The following is a 23,844-nucleotide window of genomic DNA, read 5'->3' on the forward strand; positions in this document are numbered from 1 at the left end:
AAATTATACAAAAGCATTATAGTGCTTTTACCATACCGATTGCGTCATGAACGATTCTTTCCCTGTAAGTGGTTTTAGTTTGCACGACGCCGACCCGCAACCCGGCCTGATACTCGACGGCGCCGGCGCGGTGGTCGCAGGCAACCGGGCCAGTCGCGAGCTGTGCGTGCAGACCAGCCTCCCCTCGGTCGACGAGCTGCTGCCGGTGAACGTCCAGGCGCTGGTAACCTCGACCCTGAACCAGTGCCGGGCCATCGAGGACGTGAAAACCCAGCACGGCGACACCATCCTGATGTGGACCTTCATTCCCGATTGCGCCAGTGCCCGGGTATTGGCCCGGGCCCGGAACGCCACCGAAGAGGTGCGGAATCAGGAGGAGGCAACCCGGTCGAACCGGCTGTATCGGCTGATCACCGAAAACACCACGGATCTGATTTCCCGCCATGCCCCCGACGGGCGCTTTATTGATGCCACACCGGCGTCCTGGCGGCTTTTGGGGTATTGGCCCGAGGAGCTTCGGGGCCGGACGCTGGAAGAGGTGTTCCAGGGCGCCGACGTGGCCCGACGGCTCGCGGAAACGCGCAATCAGTTGCGGGACGACGGCTACGCCACCATGACCCTGGAAATCCTGCACCGGGACGGTTCCCGGCGCTGGTTCGAAATCGCCAGCCGGGCCATTCGGGAGACTTACACCGGCGCCGTCATCGAGGTGATCAGCGTATCCCGGGACATCAGCGCCCGGGTCAGGTCCGAGGAAAACAACCGGCGCCTGGCCGATGAGCTCGCCCACACCGCCCGGCTGGCAACCCTGGGCGAACTGGCCTCCAGCATCGCCCATGAGATGAACCAGCCCCTGGCCACCATCGTCAATTTCGCCAGCGCCAGCCAGCGCTACCTCAAGAACGCCGGAACCAACCCGGACGGCCTGGACCGGGTCGACGACGGCTTGCAGCGGATCGTCCACCACGCCAACCGGGCCTCGGAGGTCATCAAACGGCTGCGAGCCTTCCTGCGCAAGGGCCAGAAGCGCACCGCACCGCTCGCCCTGAACGATGTGGTGGCCAGCGTGGTGCGGCTGTGCCAGTGGGAAGCGGACAAGAACCGGGTCCGGATCTCGGAAAAGCTGGCGTCCTGCGCCCCGGTAATCACCGCCGACCCGGTCCTGCTGGAACAGGTGCTGATCAACCTGATCCGCAACGGCATCGAGGCCAACGTGGAAGCCCGGGGCGACACCGGCGAGCGATCCCGCTTGGTCATCAGCACCTGCGTCAATGACCGGAACGAGACACTGATCCAGGTGACCGACGAGGGCCCTGGCCTCGATGACGACGGCATTCGCCAGATGTTCCAGCCGTTCTACACCAGCAAGCCCCAGGGCCTTGGCCTGGGGCTGTCCATGAGCCGCTCCATCATCGAGGGCTTTGGCGGCTTTCTGGACGCCCGCCCCGCGGCCACCGGCGGCCTGTCGCTGATCTGCCGGTTCCCGGCCAGCCAGGGCCACAGACACAGACCTACAACCTCGGAGTCCCAACGTGATGAGTGACCACGCCAATCCGGAAGCCGTGACCGTGTACGTCGTTGACGACGACGCCGGCATGCTGGAATCGACCCAATGGTTGCTGGAATCCGTCGGCCTGCGCGTCGAGGCGTACAGCGATGGACGCAAGTTCCTGGATGCGGTGGACGCCCGCAAGGCCGGCTGTGTGATCCTGGATGTCCGGATGCCGGGCCTGGGTGGCCTGAATGTTCAGGAGGAATTGCAGAAGCGGGATCTGGAGCTGCCGATCATTTTCGTGTCCGGCCACGCCGACGTTCCCATCGTGGTCCGGGCCTTCAAATCCGGTGCCTTCGATTTCATCGAGAAGCCCTTCAACGAACAGCTGCTGCTCGACAGCGTGCAACAGGCGCTGCAGGAGCACCCGCCGGCTCGGCCAGCGGTCCGGAGCGATCAGGATCTCACCGCACTGCTCGACACCCTGACCCGCCGGGAACGGGACGTGTTCCTGCCACTGGCCAAGGGCTACACCAGCCGCGAAATCGCCGACCAGCTCGAGGTCAGCGTGAAAACCATCGACCTGTACCGGTCCCGGGTCATGAAACGCCTGGGTGCCGAGCGGCTGCCGGACGTGACCGGCACCGCCATCGGCGCCGGCCTGGTCGATCCGCTGGATCTGCGCGGCGACAGGGACTGAGCCGGACTACCCGGTCCGGGCCTCGCCGGCCAGGGCGCCCAACCGGGCCACCGCCTGCTCGATGCGCTCGGTCCAGGGGTGGGCGCAGTTCAGGCGCAGGCAGTTGTCGTATTTGTTGGTGGTGGAGAACATCAGCCCCGGCGCCACGTTGATCTGCTCCGCCCTTGCCCGCTGGTACACCTGGGTGCCGGAAAACCCGTCCGGCAACTGCACCCAGAGCACAAAGCCGCCCTGGGGCCGACTGACCGCCGTGCCTTCCGGGAACGCCCGGGTGATGGCGGCGCGCATCCGCTCGGTGGCCTCGCGGTAGTTCTGGCGGGCGGTGCGCAGGTAACGGTCGTAACTGCCCTGCTCCAGAAAGTGCGCCACCGCCAGTTGCGGGATCGACGAGGTCGCCAGATTCACGAAGTATTTGTGCTGCCGGGCATTGGCCATGTGCCGGCCGGGCACCATCCAGCCCAGCCGCAGCCCCGCGGAGATGGTCTTGGAAAAAGAGCTGCAGTAGATGACGTTGTCGGTGCGGTCGAAGGCTTTGGCGGGCCGCGGCCGTTCGCCACTGTGGTACAGATCGCCGTAGATGTCGTCCTCGATCAGCGGCACATTGGCCGCCGCCAGCATCGACACCAGCTGCTGCTTGCGGTCATCGGGCATGCGCGCGCCCATGGGATTGCTGTGGTTGGTGACCACCACGCAGGCCTTGATCGGCCACTTGTCCAGCGCCAGTTGCAGGCCTTCGAGGCTGAGCCCGTCCGAGGGATGGGTAGGAATCTCGATCACCTGCAGCCCCACCACTTCCAGCGCCTGCAGGATGCCAGGAAACGACGGCGTCTCCACCGCCACGATGTCGCCCGGCTGGGTCACCGCCCGCAGGGCCAGGATGATGGCTTCCTGGGCGCCGTTGGTGGCCAGGACATCGTCCGGGGCGATGGGCACCCCCAGGGTCGCCATGCGCTGGGCAATCTGGCGCCGGAACGACTCCTTGCCGGGAAAGGCGTAGTCCAGGGTTTCCAGACCGCGCCGGGCGGCCCAGAGCGTGCTTTGCTGGATCTGCCGCAGCGGCAGGTAATCCGGGTGCGGTATGGCGGTGGCCAGGGGCACCATGCGTTTCTGCTCGTCGGCGCACAGGTCCAGGGTCATTTCCCGCGCCGTCACCGGCACCGGCTTGGCCCGGTGCTTCTGCATCACCGGCTCCGGGGCATCCGGGGCCGGCAGGCGCACGAAATAGCCACTGCGTTCCCGCGCGTCCAGGTACCCCCGCCCTTCCAGGGTCTGGTGGGCCTGCAGCACCGTGGAGATGCTCACGCCAAACTGCCGGCTCAGCACCCGGACACCGGGCAAGCGGTCGCCATCCCGGTAGACCCCTTCCTGAATCAGTCCCTGTAACTGGTCCGCCACCTGATTGTAGAGAACGCCCATGCTGCCACCTCGTGCCCGCGCGTGGTATCGGATAATCTTGAGGACTCTATTGCACCAGAATTCACGCCAGGGGCACCGGTACAGTCCGCCAGTAACCGAACCGGTACAGATACCCTGAAACCAATTCTGTACCGGTTCAAAAACAGAATAGCTGAATCTGTTATGCGTGTCGTCGGTGCCCCAGACTGTGATCAGGCACCGACATCCCGATGCCCGTCAACTCAGCGCTTCGACACAGGAGAACCCTCATGACCTACCCGATCTATCAGGTGGACGCGTTTACCGACCGGGTGTTCGGCGGCAACCCCGCGGCCGTCATGCCCCTGGAGCAGTGGCTGCCAGACGCCACCCTGCTGGCCCTGGCGATGGAGAACCACCTGTCGGAGACCGCGTTCCTGGTTCGACTGCCCGAGTCGTCCGACGCCGATTATCACATCCGCTGGTTCACCCCGGGCATCGAGGTGCCCCTGTGCGGCCACGCGACCCTGGCCAGCGCCTGGGTGCTGTTCAACAAACTGGGCTGGTCCGGCGACCGGGTCCGCTTCCAGTCCAAGAGCGGGCCACTCGGCGTGAGCAAACGGGCGGACGGCTGGCTGGAACTGGACTTCCCCAACCTCGCCTTCGAACCGACGCAGACCCCCGCCCTGATTACCGAAGCCCTGCCGGGCGCCCCCGAGACCGCGTTTTTCGTGCCCAACGACACCAACTACATGCTGGTGCTGGCGGACGAAGCGGCGGTGCGGGCGGCCCAGCCCGACCTGCGCAAGCTCAAGGAGCTGGGCAACCAGGGCCTGATCGTCACCGCCCTGGGTGAGGACTGTGACTTCGTCAGCCGTTATTTCGCCCCCGGCGCCGGCATCGACGAAGACCCGGTAACCGGCTCCATCCACAGCGTCATGGTGCCCTATTGGGCCGAGCGGCTCGGCAAGACCGAGCTGGACGCGCGCCAGGTGTCCCAGCGCGGCGGCGTGCTGCGCTGCGAACTGCGCGGCGACCGGGTCGCCATCGCCGGACAGGCGGCGTTTTTCATGGAGGGCACCGTGCACCTGTAAATGGCTGGCCAGGGCCACAGGAAAACCCGGCGCGGGCAACCCGAGTGCCGGGTTCACTTTTGAACGGCCTTGCCCAGCACGTATAATGCGCCGCTCAATTCCTCCAGTTGCATGGCCATGGCTTCGGACTACGACGTAATTATCATCGGCGCGGGCGCCGCCGGCCTCATGTGCGCCGCCACCGCCGGTTACCGGGGCCGGAAGGTGCTGGTCATCGACCACGCCAACAAGGCGGGCAAGAAGATTCTCATGTCCGGCGGTGGCCGCTGCAATTTCACCAACCTGAACAGCACCCCGGCCAACTTCCTGTCCGATAACCCGCATTACTGCATTTCGGCGTTGAAGCGCTACACGCCGCAGGATTTTCTGGAACTGGTCGAGCGTCACGGCGTCGAGCACGAGGAAAAGGCCGCCGGCCAGCTGTTCTGCCGGGACAGCGCCAAGGACATTCTTAATGTTCTGCTTACCGAGTGCGAATGGGCCGACGCCGAAATCCGGCTTAAGACATCCGTGACCGGGGTCACAGGCACCGACACCGGCTACCGGGTCACCACCAGCGCCGGTACCCTGACCTGCCAATCCCTGGTGGTGGCCTGCGGCGGCCTGTCCATTCCCACCATGGGCGCCACCGGCTTCGGTTACGAACTGGCGAAACAGTTCGGGCTGACCGTGTTGCCGACCCGGGCCGGCCTCGTGCCCTTCACCCTGCACCCGGAGCTGAAAGAACAGCTGGCGCCGCTGTCCGGGGTGAGCTGTCCGGTGGATGTGACCTGCAACAAGCAGCATTTCCGCGAGCCCATGCTGGTGACCCATCGCGGGCTCAGTGGTCCATCGATGCTGCAGATCTCCAGCTTCTGGCAGCCGGGGGACACCCTGTCAATCGACCTGCTGCCAAGCCAGCGCATCCATGAAGACCTGCAGACCCTGCGCCGGGACAAACCCCAGGCCACCGTGGCCCAGTACCTCGGCCAGTACCTGCCCAAGCGCTTCGCCCAGGCCTACAACGACCTGCACGGCTGGACCGGCCCGCTGCAGGGCTACAAGAACAGCGATCTGGAACGGGTGGCCGAGACGCTCGGCCAGTGGCAGATCAAACCCGCCGGCACCGAGGGCTACCGAACTGTCGTATTCCGAACATAAACTTGTTGTCATTTTTTGGCTAACCGCTTCCCGTAGCCTAGATTTGGTTGATAGCTGTGCCCCTGACACGGTGATTTTTGACCGAGGAAGAAATGACAATGAGAGCTCATCTAAAGCTCATAAAGACTGACAACTACCACTGGATTGAACTAGAAAAAAGTGGGGCCCCGCCCAGAGTCATTGGCAAAAAATATTTGAAGAGCGTCGAAGGCTTCGGTCAGTTGATCGGCGAAATTATCACCTACAACCTAGGCAAGTCAGAGCACACCATAACCACTTGGATTTCACGAGTAATAAGGCTCCTCAGTCTCTGCTCAAAAGAGCACGAAATCAGAACAACCCCCAACACAAATAGCGAGTGGGAGTACTTCGTCCATTCGTTGTACGTAACGTGTATCGCCAGCCGAGAACAAGAAGCCTCTGTAGAAACTCGGGCGTGGTTATGGAACAACAATGTGAAGCCTTTTCTGGAATGGCTCCAAGCACGAGACTTTATTCCGCTCGATGTCATTCTGCCCAGAGCAAAACGGGTACAGGCTCCTGGGAATTTGAGGTCTTTTCAGGTAACACTCATCGACAACTGGAAGCCAGAAGAAATTGCGCCAAGTACTTTTCAGGCCTCGCTGTTATGTGAAATCAATATACAACGAACAGATCAACAATACCTGGACGAACTGCACTACGAGTTGGATCGACGAGCAACACTGCTCCATTCCTGTTTGCTCAGGTATTGGCAGTCTATTAAGGCGCACTACAACTTTGGCAAGCGTCTTACAGGATCAGCAACTCCAGAAGGAGTTGACGAAGCCCTAGAAAATCTATCAAGGATAACAACTCCAAGCCGTAGAAACCCAACTCACCACCCTTTAAAACCAGACACCGAAGAAAAACTACAACTCTTGCTCGCTTACATGAAACCAAGAGGCTTGTTTTTCTTTTGCAAAGAAAGGGGCTGCATGCCGGCCAAAAACACCATTTATCGCTGCTTTCCCTTTTTGGAATCAATCCTGCCTATATTTGATGCTGACGCCCTCCCACCGTGGCAAAAAACAGCGATGTCATCACACCGCCTCAACTGGCTACTAGGATACCTAGACTCGCGGGACGTGGCGGCCTTAATTGCTTTTTTGATTTTGTTAAACCCGAGCTGGAATTTCACCCCACTTCTAGAAGCCAAGGTGCGGAGTAACGGCGGGAAAAGCTGGCTTGAGATGAGCGAAGGCAGCGTACGGTTTAGCGTAGATAAAAAAAGGGCTCGGAGCAGAAAATATTCTGCTTTGTGTGACACCTCGCGAGAAATACTGCATTTTTTAGTAGAAACCAATCACTCACGCTCTCGCTTTATGCCACCACATTTAATAGACGCATTATTCGTGAGGTGTAATGCTCTTTACGGCTGGGGCGTACCTGGCGTCCACGGAATGGTTACTCATCTATCGGACTCTAGTGCAAAAACGAAATTTAAGGTAGCGAACTATTATCCCAAGCTTGAGAAAGCCGGCATCACCCAAGCTCTGTCATTTTCAACGATTAGAACAACCATGGGGGTTCTCGAATGGTTTAAAACCGGGTCTGTAAAGTCAGTAGCAATGAAGCTAGGCAATTCGAACCGAGTCGCAATGAAGCACTATTTACCTGAGCCGCTCATCAATGCTTTTAACACCCGCAGGGTGAGGCAATTTCAGAATTTGTTAATTATTGCCGCGACCAAGGATGAGAAATACATGCTGGAAGCGACCGATTTTTCCTGTCTCGAGGATCTTAATTTGTTCCTGAGGAACGTCGTTGATTCCGCGCCAGGCAAAAACCCCCTTCTATCTGAAGTGCTATCAGGAACGTATCGCCAAAGCCGCGAAGGGGAACTAATAGCCTCCCTTTCAGAAAACTCTCTAACCGCACTTTACACCTACAAGTACTCCGCCATCGAGTCAAACATTGACTCCAAATCGCTTTCGGAAACGTGCCAACGATCAGGAATCATCCCTCTTTCGTTGATAACGCTGTCATCCTACCTAGAGTCATTTCTCCAACAACATAAAGACCAGTCGCTCAGAACCCTCCACCAGAAAGCTCTCAGCAATGCAAAGCAATTGACCACATCCCTACGCTGGATAGATCTGTTCATTTGCAGGGAGGTACTCCATGAGAAAGTTTGAGATTGTTCTAAAGAACGATCGAGATTCCAAAGCCATCATTGAATACCTCGCTGGGTTTGAGTCAGCTATAACCGTCAAACGTCCCGACCTGAAGGCTTACTGGTTGGTTGGTCACGCCCACGATTTAGAGTGGCAATTGCGAAAGAGCAGAACGTCCGTAGACCACCTCGGAAAAGTAAAACACACCTATACCGTAAAATGGGACTTTCGCTTGGGAGATGGAACGCATCTTTCCGACACCCTAAACAGCGAGGTGCGTAGATTCTTTCAAGAGATAGTGTTTTGTATGCGCGACAACCCATCTCTTGAGGGAGGAGTAAAAAGCAATGCATCGCTAATGGGAAGAATGCAGGCGCTCAGATGCTTTTTTTCTTGGATATTTTCGCCGGACCTAAATATTGAGCCACGAACCCATTTCTTATCCCGAGTATCGGGATCTCACCTCTCACAATTCATAGAAGAATACTCCACTGGAGGCACTTTCACTTGCATGAGGGTTGGAGAAAGGATTCTCGCCAAAGTATCCAAAGAAACAGGCAAAAAACTCGCGCCCCGAGATATCTACAATTTGACCCAAAAAGACTGTCGAACTGTCATTAATTTTTTAAAGGAGTTTGACTGTTACACAATCAACAATTATGGAGCCAAAGCTATTGACCGCGGCAAGCTCGGCAAACTAATGAGCCTTGGCATAGGGGAGCGCTATGGAAAACGATACACTCGATTTCTCAGGCAGTTTGAGCCAGAAATAAAAGAACGATACCCAGAAATCCTTGTCCCAATCAAGCTAGAGGGGGAGCACCCTTCTCACAAGACCCTTTTTTTTGATCAAGCTGAGGAGCCCGGAAATAATAAAATCTGGATCAATGCATTTCTAATGAGCATGCAACTCTTCGCGGCGTTCAAAACAATATTCCCGGGAAAGACAATCCCAGCAACCATTCGAATGGCGCATTTGCGCAACAACACACGACAAGCCGCGAACGGCACGCCATGGATACCACTCCCAATTTCTCTTCACATTCTCAACAAAGCTATCGGCTTTTTGCTCAACGACGGCGACGATGTTATTCAAGCCACCAATCGTCTTCTCACTTTGCTCAACGAAGAGTGCAAAGGAAAAAATGTCTATTTTACCAATCCAGCGAAAAAACCTGTACGTCGACAGATTATTCAGCGGGCTAGCAACTACACGAGCCTCAATTTCGATAGAGCCATATCCACGCAACCGCGCAAAGACGGCACGTTTGTGCGCGAAAGAGACTACGACTCATGGCGAAAAGAGCCGCCACTCTCTGACCTTGTAGACCTCCTTTATGCTTCCTGCATCATAGTAATCTCCACCTTAAAGCCTCTGCGAATCGACGAACTATTAGAGCTAAAATACAATTGTCTTTCTCTAAAAAATAGAGACGGTTATTGGTTAGAGCAAACTATTGCAAAGTCCTCAAACCAGGACCAAAGAGTCCAAAGGAATTTTCCTATTCCGGCACTCGCAGCGAGAGCAATAATTTATCTTCAGCTTCTTAATGATCTATCCCGAAAGTTCACAGCCAACGGAAAAACCAGCGAAAGCAAATATCTTTTCTTTAAGATCGCTCATCTCTTTGTTCACAAAGAGAAAAATCATGCCAGCATCATTAATGCCGACTCCATAAAGGACTGCCTGATAGCCTTCTGCGACTATATTGAAGTTCCGTTAGATGCGTATGGGCGAAGATGGTACGTCAACATTCACGAACTTCGAAAATCCTTCCTTCTCACGTTCTTTTGGACATATAAGCATTCTTCCCTCGATGCCTGTCGATGGATAGCAGGGCACTCTGACCCCGAGCACGTGCTAGCTTACATACAAGCCAACATTCCAGGTGAAGAAATGGTTGAGGTTGAGGCGCAATATGCGCAACAACAGCTAAGGCTTTTCAGCACCAACCAAAAGCTGACCGAACTGGAGAACCTGGAGAAGCTTAACGGCGATGTCTGCCAGCACTTCAATGTCAAAAGCGTCTCGATGTTAGATGAAATCGATCTTAATGACTGGCTGGAGTTCGCGATTAGCTCTGGACGATACAAAATCGTTGCCTACGACATTGGCGACGAAGCATCAAATTTCGGAGCAAGGGTAGCTATTGAAATCAATAAAAATGTCAGCATGAGCTAGGCAGCATCCAATGAAACAGTCCCAAATCATATCTGTAAAAAGTCTTACTGAAACTCTTGCCAGAGCCACTCAAGATCGTCGATATCGCCACAAGTGGCTTGTAGAGCGTTGCAAGACTCAGGGATCACTTGCTCAAACCCACAAGCCAGAACTCAACATCAATCCAATGTCACTTAATACCTTTAAAAAATATGCAGATACTTTCATCGATGGCGGCTTTCAGCTGATAGACAAACTAAGACTAAATGTTCTCGAAAAGGCCGAAAAAACAAAAACCACAAAGCAGGAGAAATCTGACGCTATATCGAAAAAAGTGAGATCGCTATCGTTTCAACTTGAGCTGGCGCAAAAGCAGAAAGCAGTACTGCAAAAAGCCTATTTTGAGCTTAACGAAATAGCCTTGGAAGCCATTGCCAACTCACCGCATCGAAAGCGGTTGCTTGACCGCCACAACGAACTATATGACAAGTACTTTAGCTTGCACGTGGTTGATGATGAGTAAGCAGCAACTCTACCGAATCTACAGTGGCGCAGAGTACCCCTCAAGACGGTCCATTTATGATGGAGCGACAAGCACAATAGGACAGATACGAGCCTATTATTCTTTCTCCTGGCCCTCGGGTGCCCCTTGCCATCTTGTAGAGATGTTTCTGCTGGATAAGGCTCGCACGCACTCCACCAACCCGCTTGATGGCGGCACTATAAGACTTTACGCTGCGCAGCTGTCACACCTTGTGAGGTTTTGCTACAAACATAAAGTAGATTTTATCCAGCTCTCCCACTCTGACATTGATGCATTGATTGCTGAGCTGGCGTGCGAACAGGATGTCAGAGGCTACCGAAAGAGAAATAACAATACCATTAAATCAATCATAGGCACCATAGTCAGCTTTCTCTGCTGGATACAGGAAAAAGTATTTACTCAAAGGCCTTTAATTGGCGTTGATACTCGTGAGAGAAAACACCAAATAAAATTGGTCCCCCGAAAGTTTAGATCGCCTAATGGCTACGCCGTTAGCACGTCAGCATTCGCGAGCGCCCTGCCGAACACGACAACCACTGCAAAGCAACCAATGCCCTCAGCGATCAGGGAGAAGATCTGGGAAAAGCTCGTTGATAGCAAGGCATCTTCCAACATCAGTAGAAAGCTTCAGGGAACATTCTCAGACCGAGATCAAAGAGACCATCTCAGGTACATGCATGCACGGCGAGAGCTCCAACTGATACTCCTAGAGGCTACGGGTTTGCGACCACAAGAGCTGGTGCGTATCCGATACTCTGATAATGTAGAACGCCTAAGACAATCGCAGCTCGCCATCCCCACGCTTAAAAGGCGAGAGCACAAGGTTCCATACAGAGTAATTCCCATAGATCGGCAAGTGGCGATGAAAGTAGAAACCTTTATTTTCATCCACAGATATAAACTGATTGCTCGACTCAAACGATCTGGAATCTTAACGCCACTGCAAACCCCGAGTGACACCATTTATTTGAGCTCGGAAACAGGCATGGCGGTAAAACCAGACGCAGCCTATCAGGAGTTCAGACGCCTTTGCGCTTCGGCCAACTTGGATCAGCAATCTTGTCAGAGCATGTTTCGTCACCGATTCATCACCAACATGGTCAAGCTGCACTTGATCGCTTTTGTCGAAGCCCCCCCCTGTAAAAACCGCCAAATGATGACCGAAAGCGACTACCGAACGATTCTTCAAAAAATCGCATCGTTCACTGGTCACAAATCCGCTAATTCTCTACTTCATTACATCGATCTGGCCTGGGATGAATTGGATGCATTCTCGTCAATATACGACGTGAAAATGCTGCAAGACAGCATGCGCAGTATTTGCTTTAAAATAAATGAGTTTCGGGCAGAGATGCGTTTATCTCGAGAACACACAAAATACAAGCTCATTGAGGAATTCGAGAACAAGCTTTCTGAGATATATGAGATAGCGTCGGCAATTCCGAAACCTAATCGGGCACCGTAAGTCAATGAATAATGCACTGTGACAAAATCCATTACGATTGCCTAAACCGCTGTTCAACTCTCCTGCTGCGGGCACGAGTTAGGGACCTTTTGAATATCCATTGAAAATCCGTTGCTTGGCGAGCTAGGGCAGCTGCCCTACAATAGCGGATTTATCTCTGGACACGCTATGATCGAAACCTATGATGTCATTGTAGTTGGCGCTGGCGCAGCCGGCCTTATGTGCGCAGCCACTGCGGGCTATCGTGGGCGACGTGTTCTTGTAATTGATCATGCCAATAAACCTGGTAAAAAAATCCTCATGTCCGGAGGCGGACGTTGCAATTTTACCAATCTAAACAGCACTCCGGCGAATTTCTTGTCTGACAATCCCCGTTTCTGCATTTCGGCGCTCAAGCGTTACACGCCTCAAGACTTTTTAGAATTGGTAGATCGCCACGGCATTGAGCATGAAGAAAAAGCGGCAGGCCAGCTTTTCTGTAAAGATAGCAGCAAGGATATTCTCAACCTGCTACTCACTGAGTGCGAGTGGGCCGGCGCAGAAGTGCGACTTAAAACAAGCGTGAATAAAATCAGCGGTGTCGATCACGGCTATCAGCTACAAACCAGTAGCGGCACCCTTACCTGCGAATCCCTGGTCATCGCCTGCGGTGGGCTGTCGATCCCCACCATGGGCGCCACAGGCTTCGGATACGACGTTGCACGGCAGTTTGGGCTTTCCGTGCTTCCAACCCGCGCAGGACTTGTACCCTTTACCCTGCATCCAGAACTAAAGGAGCAACTGGCGCCACTCTCCGGTGTGAGCTGCCCTGTGGACGTGCACTGCAACAACGAACATTTCAGCGAACCGATGCTGGTCACTCACCGTGGTCTTAGCGGCCCCGCCATGCTGCAAATATCAAGCTTCTGGCACCCCGGAGATAAGATAAGGATCAACCTTCTTCCGAGCGTATCTGTTTTTGATAGGCTACACGAGCATCGCAAAACAAAACCACAGAGCCATATCCGCCATTTTCTCGAAGATTTCTTGCCGAAAAGGTTTGCAAACGCTTTCTGCGAACTCCAACAGTGGAACAAACCATTCCAGTATTGCCGCAATGAAGACTTAGAGGCGATAGCTGACGTCCTACGTCATTGGGAAGTGCGACCCGCAGGAACGGAAGGATACAAAACCGCAGAAGTTACCTTGGGCGGAGTGGACACTCGTGACCTCTCATCAAAAACAATGTCAGCAAACAATCAGCCAGGGCTTTTTTTCATTGGCGAAGTTCTGGATGTGACTGGCCATTTGGGCGGTCATAATTTCCAATGGGCTTGGGCTTCTGGAGTAGCCGCTGGACAACACGCCTGAGGCCAAAAAAACTGTAAGGGCTATTTCATGGGCTGCTAAACCCGGCAACGACCTCGCATACAGCGACAGCGCTTCGTCCCCTGAAGCGGAAGAAAACCTCAAAAAATACTATCTGGGATAAGTTGACCACTACAATGCTACGCTAGAGCAAGCTCGCGTCATTCCTCTAACCGTCGATCCAACGACCGAGCTCTTCCAGTACGAGTTCCGGCTCGTGCATACGTATCGCTCTGTGATTCAGCATCTCGGCCGGGGCTCCATGCCTTCTTAAACCCTCTTTTAGGTTTGTCAGCTTTTTCAGTGCCTGAATCATGTGTGAAGCAGTAGCCTCAGGATGAGTAGCATGGTCGATCAAGATCGCGCGGTAGTCGGGTTTCCGATTCTTATTGAGAAGACGATGAGGCCACCAGGTCGACGACGCAATACCCTCGGGATCTAGGATCATGGGTGCCACATCGTACGCAGGCGCCAGCTCAATACCGGAACCCTTCTTGAGCAGAGACATATTGCGCCCGTGGTTATCCCGATTTCCCATTGCGGTGTTAAGAATATCTCTAACCAGGTAATCAGCGAGTATCGCGTCCTCGTCCGTGGGTTGTTTGACACACTCTCGAAGCCTTGCAATGATATCACTATGACAAAGCCTGGCCCCGTCCCCAGCCTGCCCCATCAACGAATAGATAGACTCCACACCATGACGAACTATGCCCTCTGGCGTAGACAGACGATCAAAGCGAGGAAGCCAGAGCGCATCACCACCCTCAGATCTGAAAAAAAACGACCCGGGAATTGAGTTGAAATCTCTTTCGGAAAGCAGCCGGTATATCGCTGCCTCTCCCTCAAGCACCTGGACATCGGCCTTGGTTTTTTTGCCACGCGGCAATTTCACCAGCCAGTGCTGTAGCACCTCACGATCGGGCACTGTGCCTTCAAATGCATAGCGCCCATCGCGAGTTTCGACCAGCAATAGCTTGGGCGCGTCGCCACCGGCGCCGAGAGCTCCAGCAATTAAATGAGACCCATGCGACGCATACTGCTGAACGTCATCCGCGAGGGCGTAGATGTCTGAACGATCAAACGTGATTGCTGGCGCCTTTTCGGCCCTAGGCTCAAACAGATCCGCGGCTTCCTTAATCCGCAAGTTGCCTACTGGAGATGTGCATCCCAGAGAGAGCAACCGCGTATCAATTCGCTGCTCCGGATCTCGATTGTACCCAAGCAGTTTCACCCAGTGTCGACGCGCCGCCCCCTGGGGAATGATATCTCGAAGGACCGGCGCTACCTCTCCATTCGGGTAATCTCTGAAAAAGTTGCAGGGCAAGTTAAGACTGATGGCGGTCTGATCGACCAAATCTTCCTTCTCGAGATCATCCACCCTCTCCAGTGCCTTCAGGGCGTATTCAGTGTGATAGGTAAAACTCGGTCTTCCTCCCAGGCCCAACGCTGGCGTACGAAAACCGACGGTTCCCGCATCGTGCCACTGGTGATCCCAATGAACTTGTATCGTCAAATGCATCATGCTCATGCCCGGTCGTAGCGAAATACGCTCTAATGCAGGACGAGGTTACCATGCCGAGTTAAGTGTGCTTATTTCCAGATGATCAGTGGCTCTTCCGTCAATTCTGCATGCAGCTTTCTTCCGTCAACGATAACTGATTGGGAATGAGGTCTGTAGGTAGGCATTGCAGGTGTTCGGCTAGCAAGTAGATCTTTTCGATCGTAATGTTAACTTCCCCTCGCTCAATCTTCCCGACATAGCTTCTATCTATCCCCGCTTCATGCGCGAGGCGTTCCTGAGAAAACCCTTTTGATTTTCGAATCGCCCGCAGATTCCGGCCAAACGCCTCACAAACTGGTGAGCCCATTTCTTGCCCTCACAAAAGGCAAGACTATGGTTTCTTGAGGCATGGCGGGCCACGGCATATAATACCCATTTTTCAGGATCGACCAGATCGACCTAGAGACCAATTGGACCGCCTTATGAAAAAAACACAGCGACTGAATGTCGACAAAATCCTGATCGAACTCCTCAGAAAGCAGCCAGGCACCCCTTTTTCCAATACAAGCATTCGGGATATGTATCTTCTTCAACTACCCGAGGCTCAGCGGCCAAGCCGCAACCATATTCGAAAGCACATATACAGAGAACTGCTACGACTTGAATCGGCCAAGGTAATCGAGCGTCACGAGGGATCTACTGGCCGCGGATGCAAATTTATTTACCGCTCAGAGCACAAAAACTTTTCCCTGGAAGCCAAGCCTTCACCGTTTAGGACGTCAGATGAGCAAGCTGAATCGTCGATGGACGTTGAGACACAACGGGGGTTGCAGGAGGAACTCTCCAAAAGGAAAGTGGAACTGATTGCCAGTATTGGTGAAGCGGAGGAATACCAGCGGCTGTATCAAAAGTACCCGGCGCTTCGGAGCGCCGTGAAGGCGCAGTACCTGGAGTCTCGTGATCGAAGTACGAAGCTTCTAGGCCAACTTCGTGCCGTAGAGTCGGTCATCACAAGAATTGGGTTCCCCGCATGATCAGATTGCGCGTTTGGCAGAGCGAGTGTATCGATCAAGCTCTTCAAGCTTTCGAGTATCAAACCCACTTTCTATGTCACGCGACACCAGCGGCAGGCAAAACCGTCATGGTTGCTTCGGTGGCTAAGGTCCTTCTGGAACGTAATAAGATTGATTTCGTCCTATGCTTCTCCCCTTCACGGACAGTGTCGCAAAGCGTCGCCTCGACATTTAGCCAAATCCTTGGGCGAAGCTTCAATGGCCAGATTGGTGCCGCAGGTGGTTCTTACACCTATCAGTCGATGAACACGCTTCCCAGAGAGCTATGGCAAGTACTGGGTGAGCACAGAGTCTTCGTGGTTTTGGACGAGATTCATCACTGCTCCGGTAGCAGTTGGGACGAACTCACAATTGGCAACAGTTGGGGGCGAACAATTCTCGATAGGATTCAAGGAAAGGCCTCCCTCACAATGGCGCTATCAGGAACACCTTGGAGGACTGACGACAACCCAATCGTACTTTCTCGCTACACGCAGCCTGACGGAGAGCTCCATTGTGATTACGAATACGGCTTGGACCGGGCGGTTACCGACGGCGTTTGCCGAGCCCCAAAAATCGTGCTCACTGATAATCGGGAAATCAGCCTGAGGTCATCGGAACTCGGCCTTAAAACCTACTCCAGCATCCGGGAAACAATCGGTCATGGTCAGATTACTTATCCTGACTTTCTGTTTCGGGACGAAGTGATCGACCATATACTCTCGGAAGCATCCAAAAAATTATTAGAGATCCGAAAGCAGGTTCCCACCGCTGCCGGCCTCATCGTAGCTGCGACAGCAGCACATGCAGAGCAGATTGCAGTTCGGCTTACGGCGCGCGGAGAAAGGCCTGTTGTTGTCACTTACAACACGCCCGGAGCCCATCAAATTATTTCAAGCTTCAAAACATCATCTGATCGATGGATCATTTCTGTGGGTATGATCAGTGAAGGAACTGACATCCCAAGATTGCAGGTGTGCTGTCACCTCAGCAGGATTCGAACAGAACTTCATTTTCGGCAGGTTCTCGGCAGAATACTCCGGCGTCAAACAGGGGAGCCCTCTGACATTGGTGGCTGGCTCTACGTCCTTGCAGAACCCAGTTTGACAGAGTTCGCACGCAGAATTGGTGACGACCTACCAGGGCAGCATGTGGTTTCATTTTCACCAAGATCATCAAAGCAAAGCACGGAAGAAACAAAAAGGTCTGAAGTGCTCCAGAAAGAGGATTACACAGCGGATTGGGAACTCGATATCGATAATACGGGCACATGGGATGTTACACCGGAACATAACGGCGCTAGAGAAACTATTGATCTATGTGTGAGCAATCAATACTGGAGTGAGGTTTTGTCCCTATTCGGGGAGAGGGTATCTGGAGGGGCCATATAGGCTGTATTCAGCTTAGGTGGTTCATCGATTTCGAGTGCCGCCCCAACATTGCTGGGACTTCTGCAAAGTACTAACACCCAAAAACGTAAGGCTTCAGATGGGTTCTCTGAATAATCACTCACCGCTTCTCGTCGTTGATTTAGAGGCGACCTGCTGGGAAAGTCGAAAGGCCCCCTCCAGTCAGCCACAAAGCATTCATAACATGGAGATCATCGAGTTTGGATGTGCGCTGGCCACTCGTGACGGAACGCTACTGGACAGCAAGTCTTTTCTGGTGCGCCCCGTGCGCCATCCCCACCTGAGCAATTTCTGCAGAAAACTGACTGGCATTAGTCAGACCATGGTGGATACAGCTCCCGGATTTACGGAGGTATGTCAGGAGATCGACACATGGTTGGGGTGTCCTGCCGAGGAGTTCATCTGGTGTAGCTGGGGTAATTATGACCGATTCCATATTCAGGCGGAGAGTGAACAATGCGGATCGCCACCGGGGTTTCTGAACTACCCACATCTGAACCTCAAACGGATTTGGCGTAGGACAACGGGTCAGAAGAAAAAGAACGGGCTGGCCCACGCCCTGGCATTTCACGAACTCGAATTCGAGGGAAAACATCACCGGGGTGTGGATGATGCACGCAACATCGTCCGGCTATTGCCTTTCATGGACTGGTCACTCGAAACCGAGCTGACGAACCGGTAGCTCAGTGAGTGATTGGATGCGCTGAATCGGTAAAGTACGCTGGATCAAGAGCTGGGGCCTGGATGCGACTGAGCCGACATTCTAGGGAAACCAATGAGACTTGTATGCATTTCTGACACTCACAGTCTACACCGCCGAATACCGACGGTGCCAGATGGCGATGTTTTGATTCATGCCGGAGATTGTCTAGGGGCCGGCACCCTGGATAACGTGGAAGACCTAAACGATTGGCTTGGCACTTTGCCCCACAGGCACAAAGTTGTGATTGCAGGCAACCATGATTGGGCATTTCAGGAAATACCTGATCTCGCTGTCGAAGCGCTGACAAATGCGATCTATCTTGAGGACAGCGGTGTCATCATCGACGGCGTTCGATTTTGGGGCTCACCCTGGACACCCACGTTCATGGACTGGGCGTTTATGTTGGATCGTGGCCAGTCACTTTATAAAAAGTGGCAGCAAATCCCCGACAATACCGATGTACTGATAACCCATGGGCCACCAAAGGGTATCGGGGACAAAGTGAACCTCGGCTTCAAATGCCAAAACGTGGGATGTGTTGATCTTTTGAATCGGCTCAACCAGCTTAAACTTAAAGCACACATTTTTGGTCATATCCACGAAGGCTACGGCGAGCACCGTCACGGCGAGGCGACGTCAATCAATGCAAGCACCTGCACCGAACGATATGCGCCCACCAACCCACCGATCGTCCTCGACCTTTGACAAGCCTGGAGACGAGAAAAACTGCAAAAGAACTGGTCAAACGATTGAAGAGCCTGCCACCGAAGACCCCGGTGCTGGTTGATGGTTACGAAACAGAGTTTGACGAGAGACCGGTGATGTAGGAGGTAGACATTATTCCCTATCTTTCGGGGGCAGGCCCCGTTCTTCCATGAAGTCGTCGGTTATGCCTTCACTAGAATCAAAGTATTCGTCCCATACGGGATCAGTTGGCCGCTCATAGCACTTCACTGATCCTTTGAGTCGTTCTAGAGGGGTAAGCTCCTCGGGAAGCGATTTAGCCAGCTCGTCGGCGTGCGCCGTATGAGGGTCGAGATCGTGGAATAGTTCTTGTTCAGTCATGCGCTTAATCGTCATTGCCAAACCCCATATTTTATGATTCCTAGCATTATAATCCTCTTACAAATTTCCACTACAAACAGGAAGAGGTGCAATCAATGAGCCGCTTCAGTACCAAGGCGACCGTATTTATGCATGGCAGGCTTGCAGGTCATATGGAACGTATTGGAAGCCGCGTTCGGTTTCAGTACGACGCTCAATACCTAAAATTCGGTAGTGCCCTCAGCATGAGCTTACCCCTTCGTTCTGAGCCTTATGAGTCAGAGGGGTTGCCTCCCTATTTTAGCGGTCTTTGCTCTGAGGGCTGGCTGAAGCGAATACAGGCCTTCGAGCAGCGCATTGACCCCGAAGACAGCTTCACTTTGCTAATCAATAACGGGAAAGATTTGGCAGGAGCTGTGACGATCGAGCCGTCTGCGTATACCCTATGCGGCCCGATCTAAATTTTTATTGCAAATTCAGGCGCTTACTAGTTTAGTACCAATTAGTAACGCGAATTACTAATTGGTACTAAGTGTTCGCCTCATAGGTTGGACTTCCCCCGATACACATGACAAGCCCCAGCCTCAAACGGAGGCCGTTTTAAAACCGTCTGTGGAAACGGGGTAGAGCCCACGTGCATCGGACCAGTTGCTTGCACCGCTCTCCCAAGCCCAGGCGAGCGGCACCACGTGTTTTGTCCCCTCAAAAGGGTAACCATAGGCTGAGTCGCCGTTGGGTGATATCGGAACAAGCTATTTGGTAGTAGCTATGGTCGCAAAGCGAACATTCGAAGTGGTGCCCAGAGCGCCATCTTCCAGCCGTAACAGGCCACGGATTTCGTTGAGACTGAAACCCAGCTATTGCGCCGTTTTCACAAACGTCAGCCTATCGAACTCGTCAGATACTAAGCGTCTGTTAAACAGAAGTATTTGAAGGCTTCTCGATCACTCTACCTTTAGATTTTGCTGGTATTGCAGCATTTGCTCCATCATCAGCTGCATTTGATCCATGCGCTCCTGCATCATCTGAATTTGTTGATCGGTCGTCAGGCCACCACCATCTTTTGGTTTACCACCATTCATCATGTGCTTGCCTCCCATCATGCCCTGTTGTCCCCGCATCATGCCGGGGCCCATCATACCGTGATGCATAAAACCCATTTGCTCTTGCATCGCCTCCCTGTGTTCTCGCATCAATCGTTGTCGTTCTTGCGGTGAAGCTTCATCAGGAATGCGTTGCATCAGCTGGTTCATGTGGGACCAGTTCTGGTGCATCTGCTGCATTTGCTCCTGATCCATCATCATGCCAGGACCATGCCCTTGCCATGAGCCTTGATCACCATGCGCTATTACGAATGCTGGAAAACCCAACAGCGCAGCGGTTGCTATAAGTCCTTTAATTGAAATCATAAAATTCTCCCCTGAAAGTGAGATGCTCACTCCATCCCGCTTTTAATTGTAGATCTTTATCCAGATAGGCACCGATTTTTACGACGAGAGTAAACCAGCTATTGACCCTGTAGTGACTACAGGGTTTTAAATTACGGAACTTTTGCGAGAACCGGAGCCCCAAAAAAATGAGCACCCCCTGCAATGGACAGTGTGGCAGCGAAGATGCTGTCGTAAGCAATGAGTTTAAGAGCCCCGTCACCGCCGAAACAGGCAGTCAGGTCAGCACCTACACCGTGCCAAAAATGGATTGCCCTTCAGAAGAGCGAATGATTCGAATGGCGCTCACGGGCTTTGACAACATTCAGTCACTCTCATTCGACCTATCGAATCGAAAGCTGGAAATTATTCATCAGGGCGAAACCGGACCTATTACCAGCAAACTGGAAAACCTGGGCCTGGGCGCTTCCTTGCAGAGGACAGAAGACGCCAGCGCTGAATCCGTCAGAGCGGCTGAATCGTCTAAAGCCAACGAAAGCGAAGAATCCGGCACTTTATGGATACTGCTGGCAATCAACGCTCTGATGTTTCTGGTCGAGATGACGATGGGCCTGATCGCCCAGTCTGCTGGCCTGATTGCAGACTCGCTAGACATGCTTGCCGATGCTGCGGTCTACGGTCTCGCGCTTTACGCCGTTGGGCACGGAATCAAAATGCAGGTCAGAGCTGCGCATGTTGCCGGCATTCTCCAACTGATCCTTGCCGCCGGTGTACTGGTTGAAGTCGGCCGGCGTTTTCTGTTCGGTAGTGACCCTCAGTCGTTAATGATGATGACCGTCGCCTCTGTTGCTCTTATTGCGAATATCAGTTGCCTTCTTCTGATCGCAAAACACCGTGAGGGCGGTGCTCACATGAAAGCCAGCTGGATATTTTCAGCCAACGACGTGGTCATCAACCTGGGGGTAATACTTGCGGGACTGCTCGTTGCCTGGACCGGGTCCAACTACCCAGATCTGATTATTGGAGGAATTGTTGGTGCCATCGTATTGATGGGTGCCAAACGCATACTGGCACTGAAAGGCTGAACCTTTCGGGGTCAGGTGGTCGATAATTGGCCGTCGTTTGCCATTCATGGGGAGTGAACATCAATGCACAGTGAATTGAAGGCGTCCTATCTTACGGAGCTTGAAGCGGCACGCGTTGCGGAATGGGCGGGCGATTTCCAAACAGCCTTCACTCACCTTGAGCGAGCCCATATCCTCAGCCAGAAATTTGCTCTGGCGCACACTGCAACCCATCTGCGAATGCTCAGACTAGGGTGGCGGACAAGAGACGTTCGTGAAGTGCTGGGGCAGTCTATTCGAACCATTGCCGCCCTGGTCTTTTCCCGAATTTGGGTCCCGGTCGGAAACACCGGCCGGGCAAACGTCAGCGCATTTGCACCCATGCCGGTGCCCGAGGACTTGGTAGAGGTGCTGGGAAAAGCGCGCGATCAGTAGGGTTACACTCAGCGTACCGCAAATCAGTGGCAAACCCTTTACCCTGTAGATGCTACAGGGTTCATAGCTACGCCAGCATCGTTGTTGATCATTGATAGAGGCAAAAATGCACGATCACGGTCACGACCACAGCCATCACTTCGACACCCACAACCGCTCCTTTGCGATTGCTGTGTGCCTCAACATCCTGTTTGTCGTCATCGAAGCGGTGTACGGGGTTATATCCGGCTCACTGGCACTGCTTGCCGATGCCGGCCACAACCTAAGCGATGTCATGGGATTAATCATGGCCTGGGCGGCCAGCTGGCTGGCCAGCAAAGCGGCAACCTCCGCCAAGACCTATGGCCTGAAGAAAACCACGATTCTGGCGGCCCTGTCTAACGCTCTCATTCTGATCGCCGCTGTCGGTGGTATTACCTGGGAAGCCATTCAGCGCCTGGCAGATCCTGCCGACGTCGCCGGGCTGACCGTCGTGATCGTGGCTGGCATTGGCGTATTGATCAACGGCGCAACCATGATGCTCTTTCTCAAAGGGCAAAAAGGTGACATCAATATCCGTGGCGCGTTCTTGCATATGGCCGCAGATACCGCAGTGTCGGTAGGCGTCGTGATCTCCGGCACGATACTGATGTTCACCAACCTGACCTGGATTGATCCAATTGTTAGTCTCGTTATTGCCGTTGTGATCTTTGTGGGCACCTGGCAGTTACTGAAGGACTCCGTAAACCTGGCGGTGGATGCCGTCCCCAAGGGGATTGATCCTTCGGCTGTTCATGAGCGTCTTGAAAGTTTGCCCGGCGTACAATCGGCCCATCATCTTCACATCTGGGCACTGAGTACTACCGAAAATGCGCTGACCGTTCATCTGGTGAAACCGGACCCTGAGAGTGACGATCAGGTGATCAGTGAGGCCGCTGAGATGCTGAATCAGCACTTTGGCATCCAGCATACGACCGTTCAGTGGGAGCGTTGTGAGGGCCAGTGCCCAAATACATTGCTTTGCTGAATGTTGGAAAGATGTGGCGCACGCTTAGTGGCAGCCGATATTTCGGCTGCCTGGTTTATAACGCTTAACTAAGCTATTTCCAATTTTCCGTTCTTTGAACCCCGCTGAATTGCTGGCCCCATCGCGGCACCCGCTTGTGCACCGGCAGTGGCAGCTGCATAACCGTCGTAGATACCGGCAGACGCACCGACCACACCAGCGGTTTTCTTGCCGTAGTTGTTCTTGCCGAACCGCCAGGACAGGCAGTTGGGACATTGTTCAGACATTGGAAATTACCTCTGTGAATTGGGAGGGAAGGCACTTTCAGTGCCCTGGTTCACAGAGGTGATATAGGTTTAAGATTTTTTTGATTGCCCTGATCCAGTGCTTGACGTATGAGCAGCTCAAGGGTTTTATGATGAGCTTTGGTATTTAATCCGGGTCGACCAATGCTCTTCCGAAACGTCACCACCGCATTGCTAAGTATTCTGCTTTTGCTCGGCACCGTACCATCGGGTCTAGCTGGGGTAGCAATGGGTGCCACTGATGCGATTGGCAGTGAGACTCATTGCCGTGGAATGGGTCAAGGTTATTCGGCTGATTTGGAATCTGGCACCGCCAAGGTACCGACGAACTGCAGTGATCCTGAGAAGATGAACTGTTTGCGGATCGCAGCGCAATGCCCCTTAATACCGCTATATGCGCTAACAGGCGCAAGCTCCGTTCCAAGTATTCGGCCCACCACAGGTTTTCGTGCCGCACCGATCAGTGCGGAATATCAGAGTCCTATCGAAGACGTTCTCACGCCCCC

Annotated in this window: 23 protein-coding genes; 17 read left to right on the forward strand and 6 right to left on the reverse strand. The window is 53.6% G+C overall.

Translation table 11 applies throughout. The features are described 5' to 3' along the window. Positions 1-46: 46 nt before the first annotated feature. Entirely contained in the window at positions 47-1,543 is a 1,497-nt protein-coding gene (locus U5822_RS00775) for a sensor histidine kinase (RefSeq protein ID WP_322853718.1), read from the forward strand. Continuing rightward, positions 1,536-2,192, forward strand: coding sequence for a response regulator transcription factor (locus U5822_RS00780; RefSeq protein WP_322854191.1), 657 nt, complete (start codon positions 1,536-1,538; stop codon positions 2,190-2,192). The genes U5822_RS00775 and U5822_RS00780 overlap by 8 nt, the downstream gene beginning before the upstream one ends. Before the next feature lie 6 nt (positions 2,193-2,198). Here U5822_RS00780 and U5822_RS00785 read toward each other — a convergent pair whose 3' ends face one another. Further along, on the reverse strand, positions 2,199-3,608 hold the full coding sequence (locus tag U5822_RS00785) for an aminotransferase-like domain-containing protein (RefSeq protein WP_322853719.1): 1,410 nt from the start codon (positions 3,606-3,608) through the stop codon (positions 2,199-2,201). 248 nt (positions 3,609-3,856) lie between these two features. Between U5822_RS00785 and U5822_RS00790 the strand changes: the two genes are divergently transcribed. From U5822_RS00790 to U5822_RS00820, 7 genes are all read left to right on the forward strand, one after another. Further along, positions 3,857-4,660: a PhzF family phenazine biosynthesis protein gene (locus U5822_RS00790; RefSeq protein WP_322853720.1), complete on the forward strand. Its 804-nt coding sequence runs from the start codon at positions 3,857-3,859 to the stop codon at positions 4,658-4,660. A 117-nt stretch (positions 4,661-4,777) separates the two neighbouring features. Then, positions 4,778-5,800 carry a BaiN/RdsA family NAD(P)/FAD-dependent oxidoreductase gene (locus tag U5822_RS00795; RefSeq protein ID WP_322854192.1) on the forward strand — a complete coding sequence of 341 codons (1,023 nt, stop codon included), beginning with the start codon at positions 4,778-4,780 and terminating at the stop codon, positions 5,798-5,800. Between the two features lie 77 nt (positions 5,801-5,877). Beyond that, positions 5,878-7,956 carry a hypothetical protein gene (locus tag U5822_RS00800; protein WP_322853721.1) on the forward strand — a complete coding sequence of 693 codons (2,079 nt, stop codon included), beginning with the start codon at positions 5,878-5,880 and terminating at the stop codon, positions 7,954-7,956. Beyond that, positions 7,943-10,117, forward strand: coding sequence for a hypothetical protein (locus tag U5822_RS00805; protein ID WP_322853722.1), 2,175 nt, complete (start codon positions 7,943-7,945; stop codon positions 10,115-10,117). Before U5822_RS00800 ends, U5822_RS00805 begins: the two co-directional genes overlap by 14 nt. Before the next feature lie 10 nt (positions 10,118-10,127). After that, entirely contained in the window at positions 10,128-10,619 is a 492-nt protein-coding gene (locus U5822_RS00810) for a hypothetical protein (protein WP_322853723.1), read from the forward strand. Continuing rightward, on the forward strand, positions 10,612-12,105 hold the full coding sequence (locus U5822_RS00815) for a site-specific integrase (RefSeq protein ID WP_322853724.1): 1,494 nt from the start codon (positions 10,612-10,614) through the stop codon (positions 12,103-12,105). Before U5822_RS00810 ends, U5822_RS00815 begins: the two co-directional genes overlap by 8 nt. Positions 12,106-12,273: 168 nt before the next feature. Beyond that, positions 12,274-13,455, forward strand: a complete 1,182-nt coding sequence (locus U5822_RS00820; RefSeq protein ID WP_322853725.1) for a BaiN/RdsA family NAD(P)/FAD-dependent oxidoreductase — start codon at positions 12,274-12,276, stop codon at positions 13,453-13,455. Positions 13,456-13,621: 166 nt separating this feature from the next. Here the strand turns inward: U5822_RS00820 and U5822_RS00825 are convergent, their stop codons facing one another. Both U5822_RS00825 and U5822_RS00830 read right to left on the reverse strand, forming a co-directional pair. Continuing rightward, on the reverse strand, positions 13,622-14,980 hold the full coding sequence (locus U5822_RS00825; protein WP_322853726.1) for a type II toxin-antitoxin system HipA family toxin: 1,359 nt from the start codon (positions 14,978-14,980) through the stop codon (positions 13,622-13,624). 91 nt (positions 14,981-15,071) lie between these two features. After that, a complete protein-coding gene (locus U5822_RS00830) occupies positions 15,072-15,320 on the reverse strand; it encodes a helix-turn-helix domain-containing protein (RefSeq protein ID WP_322853727.1) in 249 nt (82 codons plus the stop codon). 115 nt (positions 15,321-15,435) lie between these two features. Here U5822_RS00830 and U5822_RS00835 point away from each other — a divergent pair, with 115 nt between their 5' ends. From U5822_RS00835 to U5822_RS00850, 4 genes are all read left to right on the forward strand, one after another. Further along, positions 15,436-15,987 (forward strand): hypothetical protein, encoded by a 552-nt coding sequence (locus U5822_RS00835; protein WP_322853728.1) that lies wholly within the window; start codon positions 15,436-15,438, stop codon positions 15,985-15,987. Beyond that, positions 15,984-17,396, forward strand: coding sequence for a DEAD/DEAH box helicase (locus tag U5822_RS00840; protein ID WP_322853729.1), 1,413 nt, complete (start codon positions 15,984-15,986; stop codon positions 17,394-17,396). The genes U5822_RS00835 and U5822_RS00840 overlap by 4 nt, the downstream gene beginning before the upstream one ends. Positions 17,397-17,493: 97 nt before the next feature. Next, positions 17,494-18,096: a 3'-5' exonuclease gene (locus U5822_RS00845; RefSeq protein WP_322853730.1), complete on the forward strand. Its 603-nt coding sequence runs from the start codon at positions 17,494-17,496 to the stop codon at positions 18,094-18,096. Positions 18,097-18,189: 93 nt separating this feature from the next. After that, on the forward strand, positions 18,190-18,822 hold the full coding sequence (locus U5822_RS00850) for a metallophosphatase domain-containing protein (RefSeq protein WP_322853731.1): 633 nt from the start codon (positions 18,190-18,192) through the stop codon (positions 18,820-18,822). Between the two features lie 132 nt (positions 18,823-18,954). Here the strand turns inward: U5822_RS00850 and U5822_RS00855 are convergent, their stop codons facing one another. Continuing rightward, positions 18,955-19,182, reverse strand: coding sequence for an AbrB/MazE/SpoVT family DNA-binding domain-containing protein (locus U5822_RS00855; RefSeq protein WP_322853732.1), 228 nt, complete (start codon positions 19,180-19,182; stop codon positions 18,955-18,957). A 95-nt stretch (positions 19,183-19,277) separates the two neighbouring features. Here U5822_RS00855 and U5822_RS00860 point away from each other — a divergent pair, with 95 nt between their 5' ends. Then, positions 19,278-19,622, forward strand: a complete 345-nt coding sequence (locus U5822_RS00860; protein ID WP_322853733.1) for a HipA N-terminal domain-containing protein — start codon at positions 19,278-19,280, stop codon at positions 19,620-19,622. Positions 19,623-20,105: 483 nt separating this feature from the next. Here U5822_RS00860 and U5822_RS00865 read toward each other — a convergent pair whose 3' ends face one another. Then, entirely contained in the window at positions 20,106-20,570 is a 465-nt protein-coding gene (locus U5822_RS00865) for a hypothetical protein (protein WP_322853734.1), read from the reverse strand. Positions 20,571-20,737: 167 nt separating this feature from the next. Between U5822_RS00865 and U5822_RS00870 the strand changes: the two genes are divergently transcribed. The 3 genes from U5822_RS00870 to U5822_RS00880 all read left to right on the forward strand — a co-directional run bounded on the left by U5822_RS00870 (position 20,738) and on the right by U5822_RS00880 (position 23,054). Next, complete coding sequence (locus U5822_RS00870) at positions 20,738-21,634, forward strand: cation efflux transmembrane domain-containing protein (protein WP_322853735.1); 897 nt, start codon at positions 20,738-20,740, stop codon at positions 21,632-21,634. Between the two features lie 63 nt (positions 21,635-21,697). Next, a complete protein-coding gene (locus U5822_RS00875) occupies positions 21,698-22,048 on the forward strand; it encodes a DUF3703 domain-containing protein (protein WP_322853736.1) in 351 nt (116 codons plus the stop codon). A gap of 106 nt (positions 22,049-22,154) precedes the next feature. Beyond that, positions 22,155-23,054 (forward strand): cation diffusion facilitator family transporter, encoded by a 900-nt coding sequence (locus U5822_RS00880; RefSeq protein ID WP_322853737.1) that lies wholly within the window; start codon positions 22,155-22,157, stop codon positions 23,052-23,054. Positions 23,055-23,122: 68 nt separating this feature from the next. Here U5822_RS00880 and U5822_RS00885 read toward each other — a convergent pair whose 3' ends face one another. Further along, positions 23,123-23,320: a hypothetical protein gene (locus tag U5822_RS00885; protein WP_322853738.1), complete on the reverse strand. Its 198-nt coding sequence runs from the start codon at positions 23,318-23,320 to the stop codon at positions 23,123-23,125. Positions 23,321-23,844: the final 524 nt, after the last annotated feature.

The organism is Marinobacter qingdaonensis (genome assembly GCF_034555935.1).
GTDB lineage: Bacteria > Pseudomonadota > Gammaproteobacteria > Pseudomonadales > Oleiphilaceae > Marinobacter > Marinobacter qingdaonensis.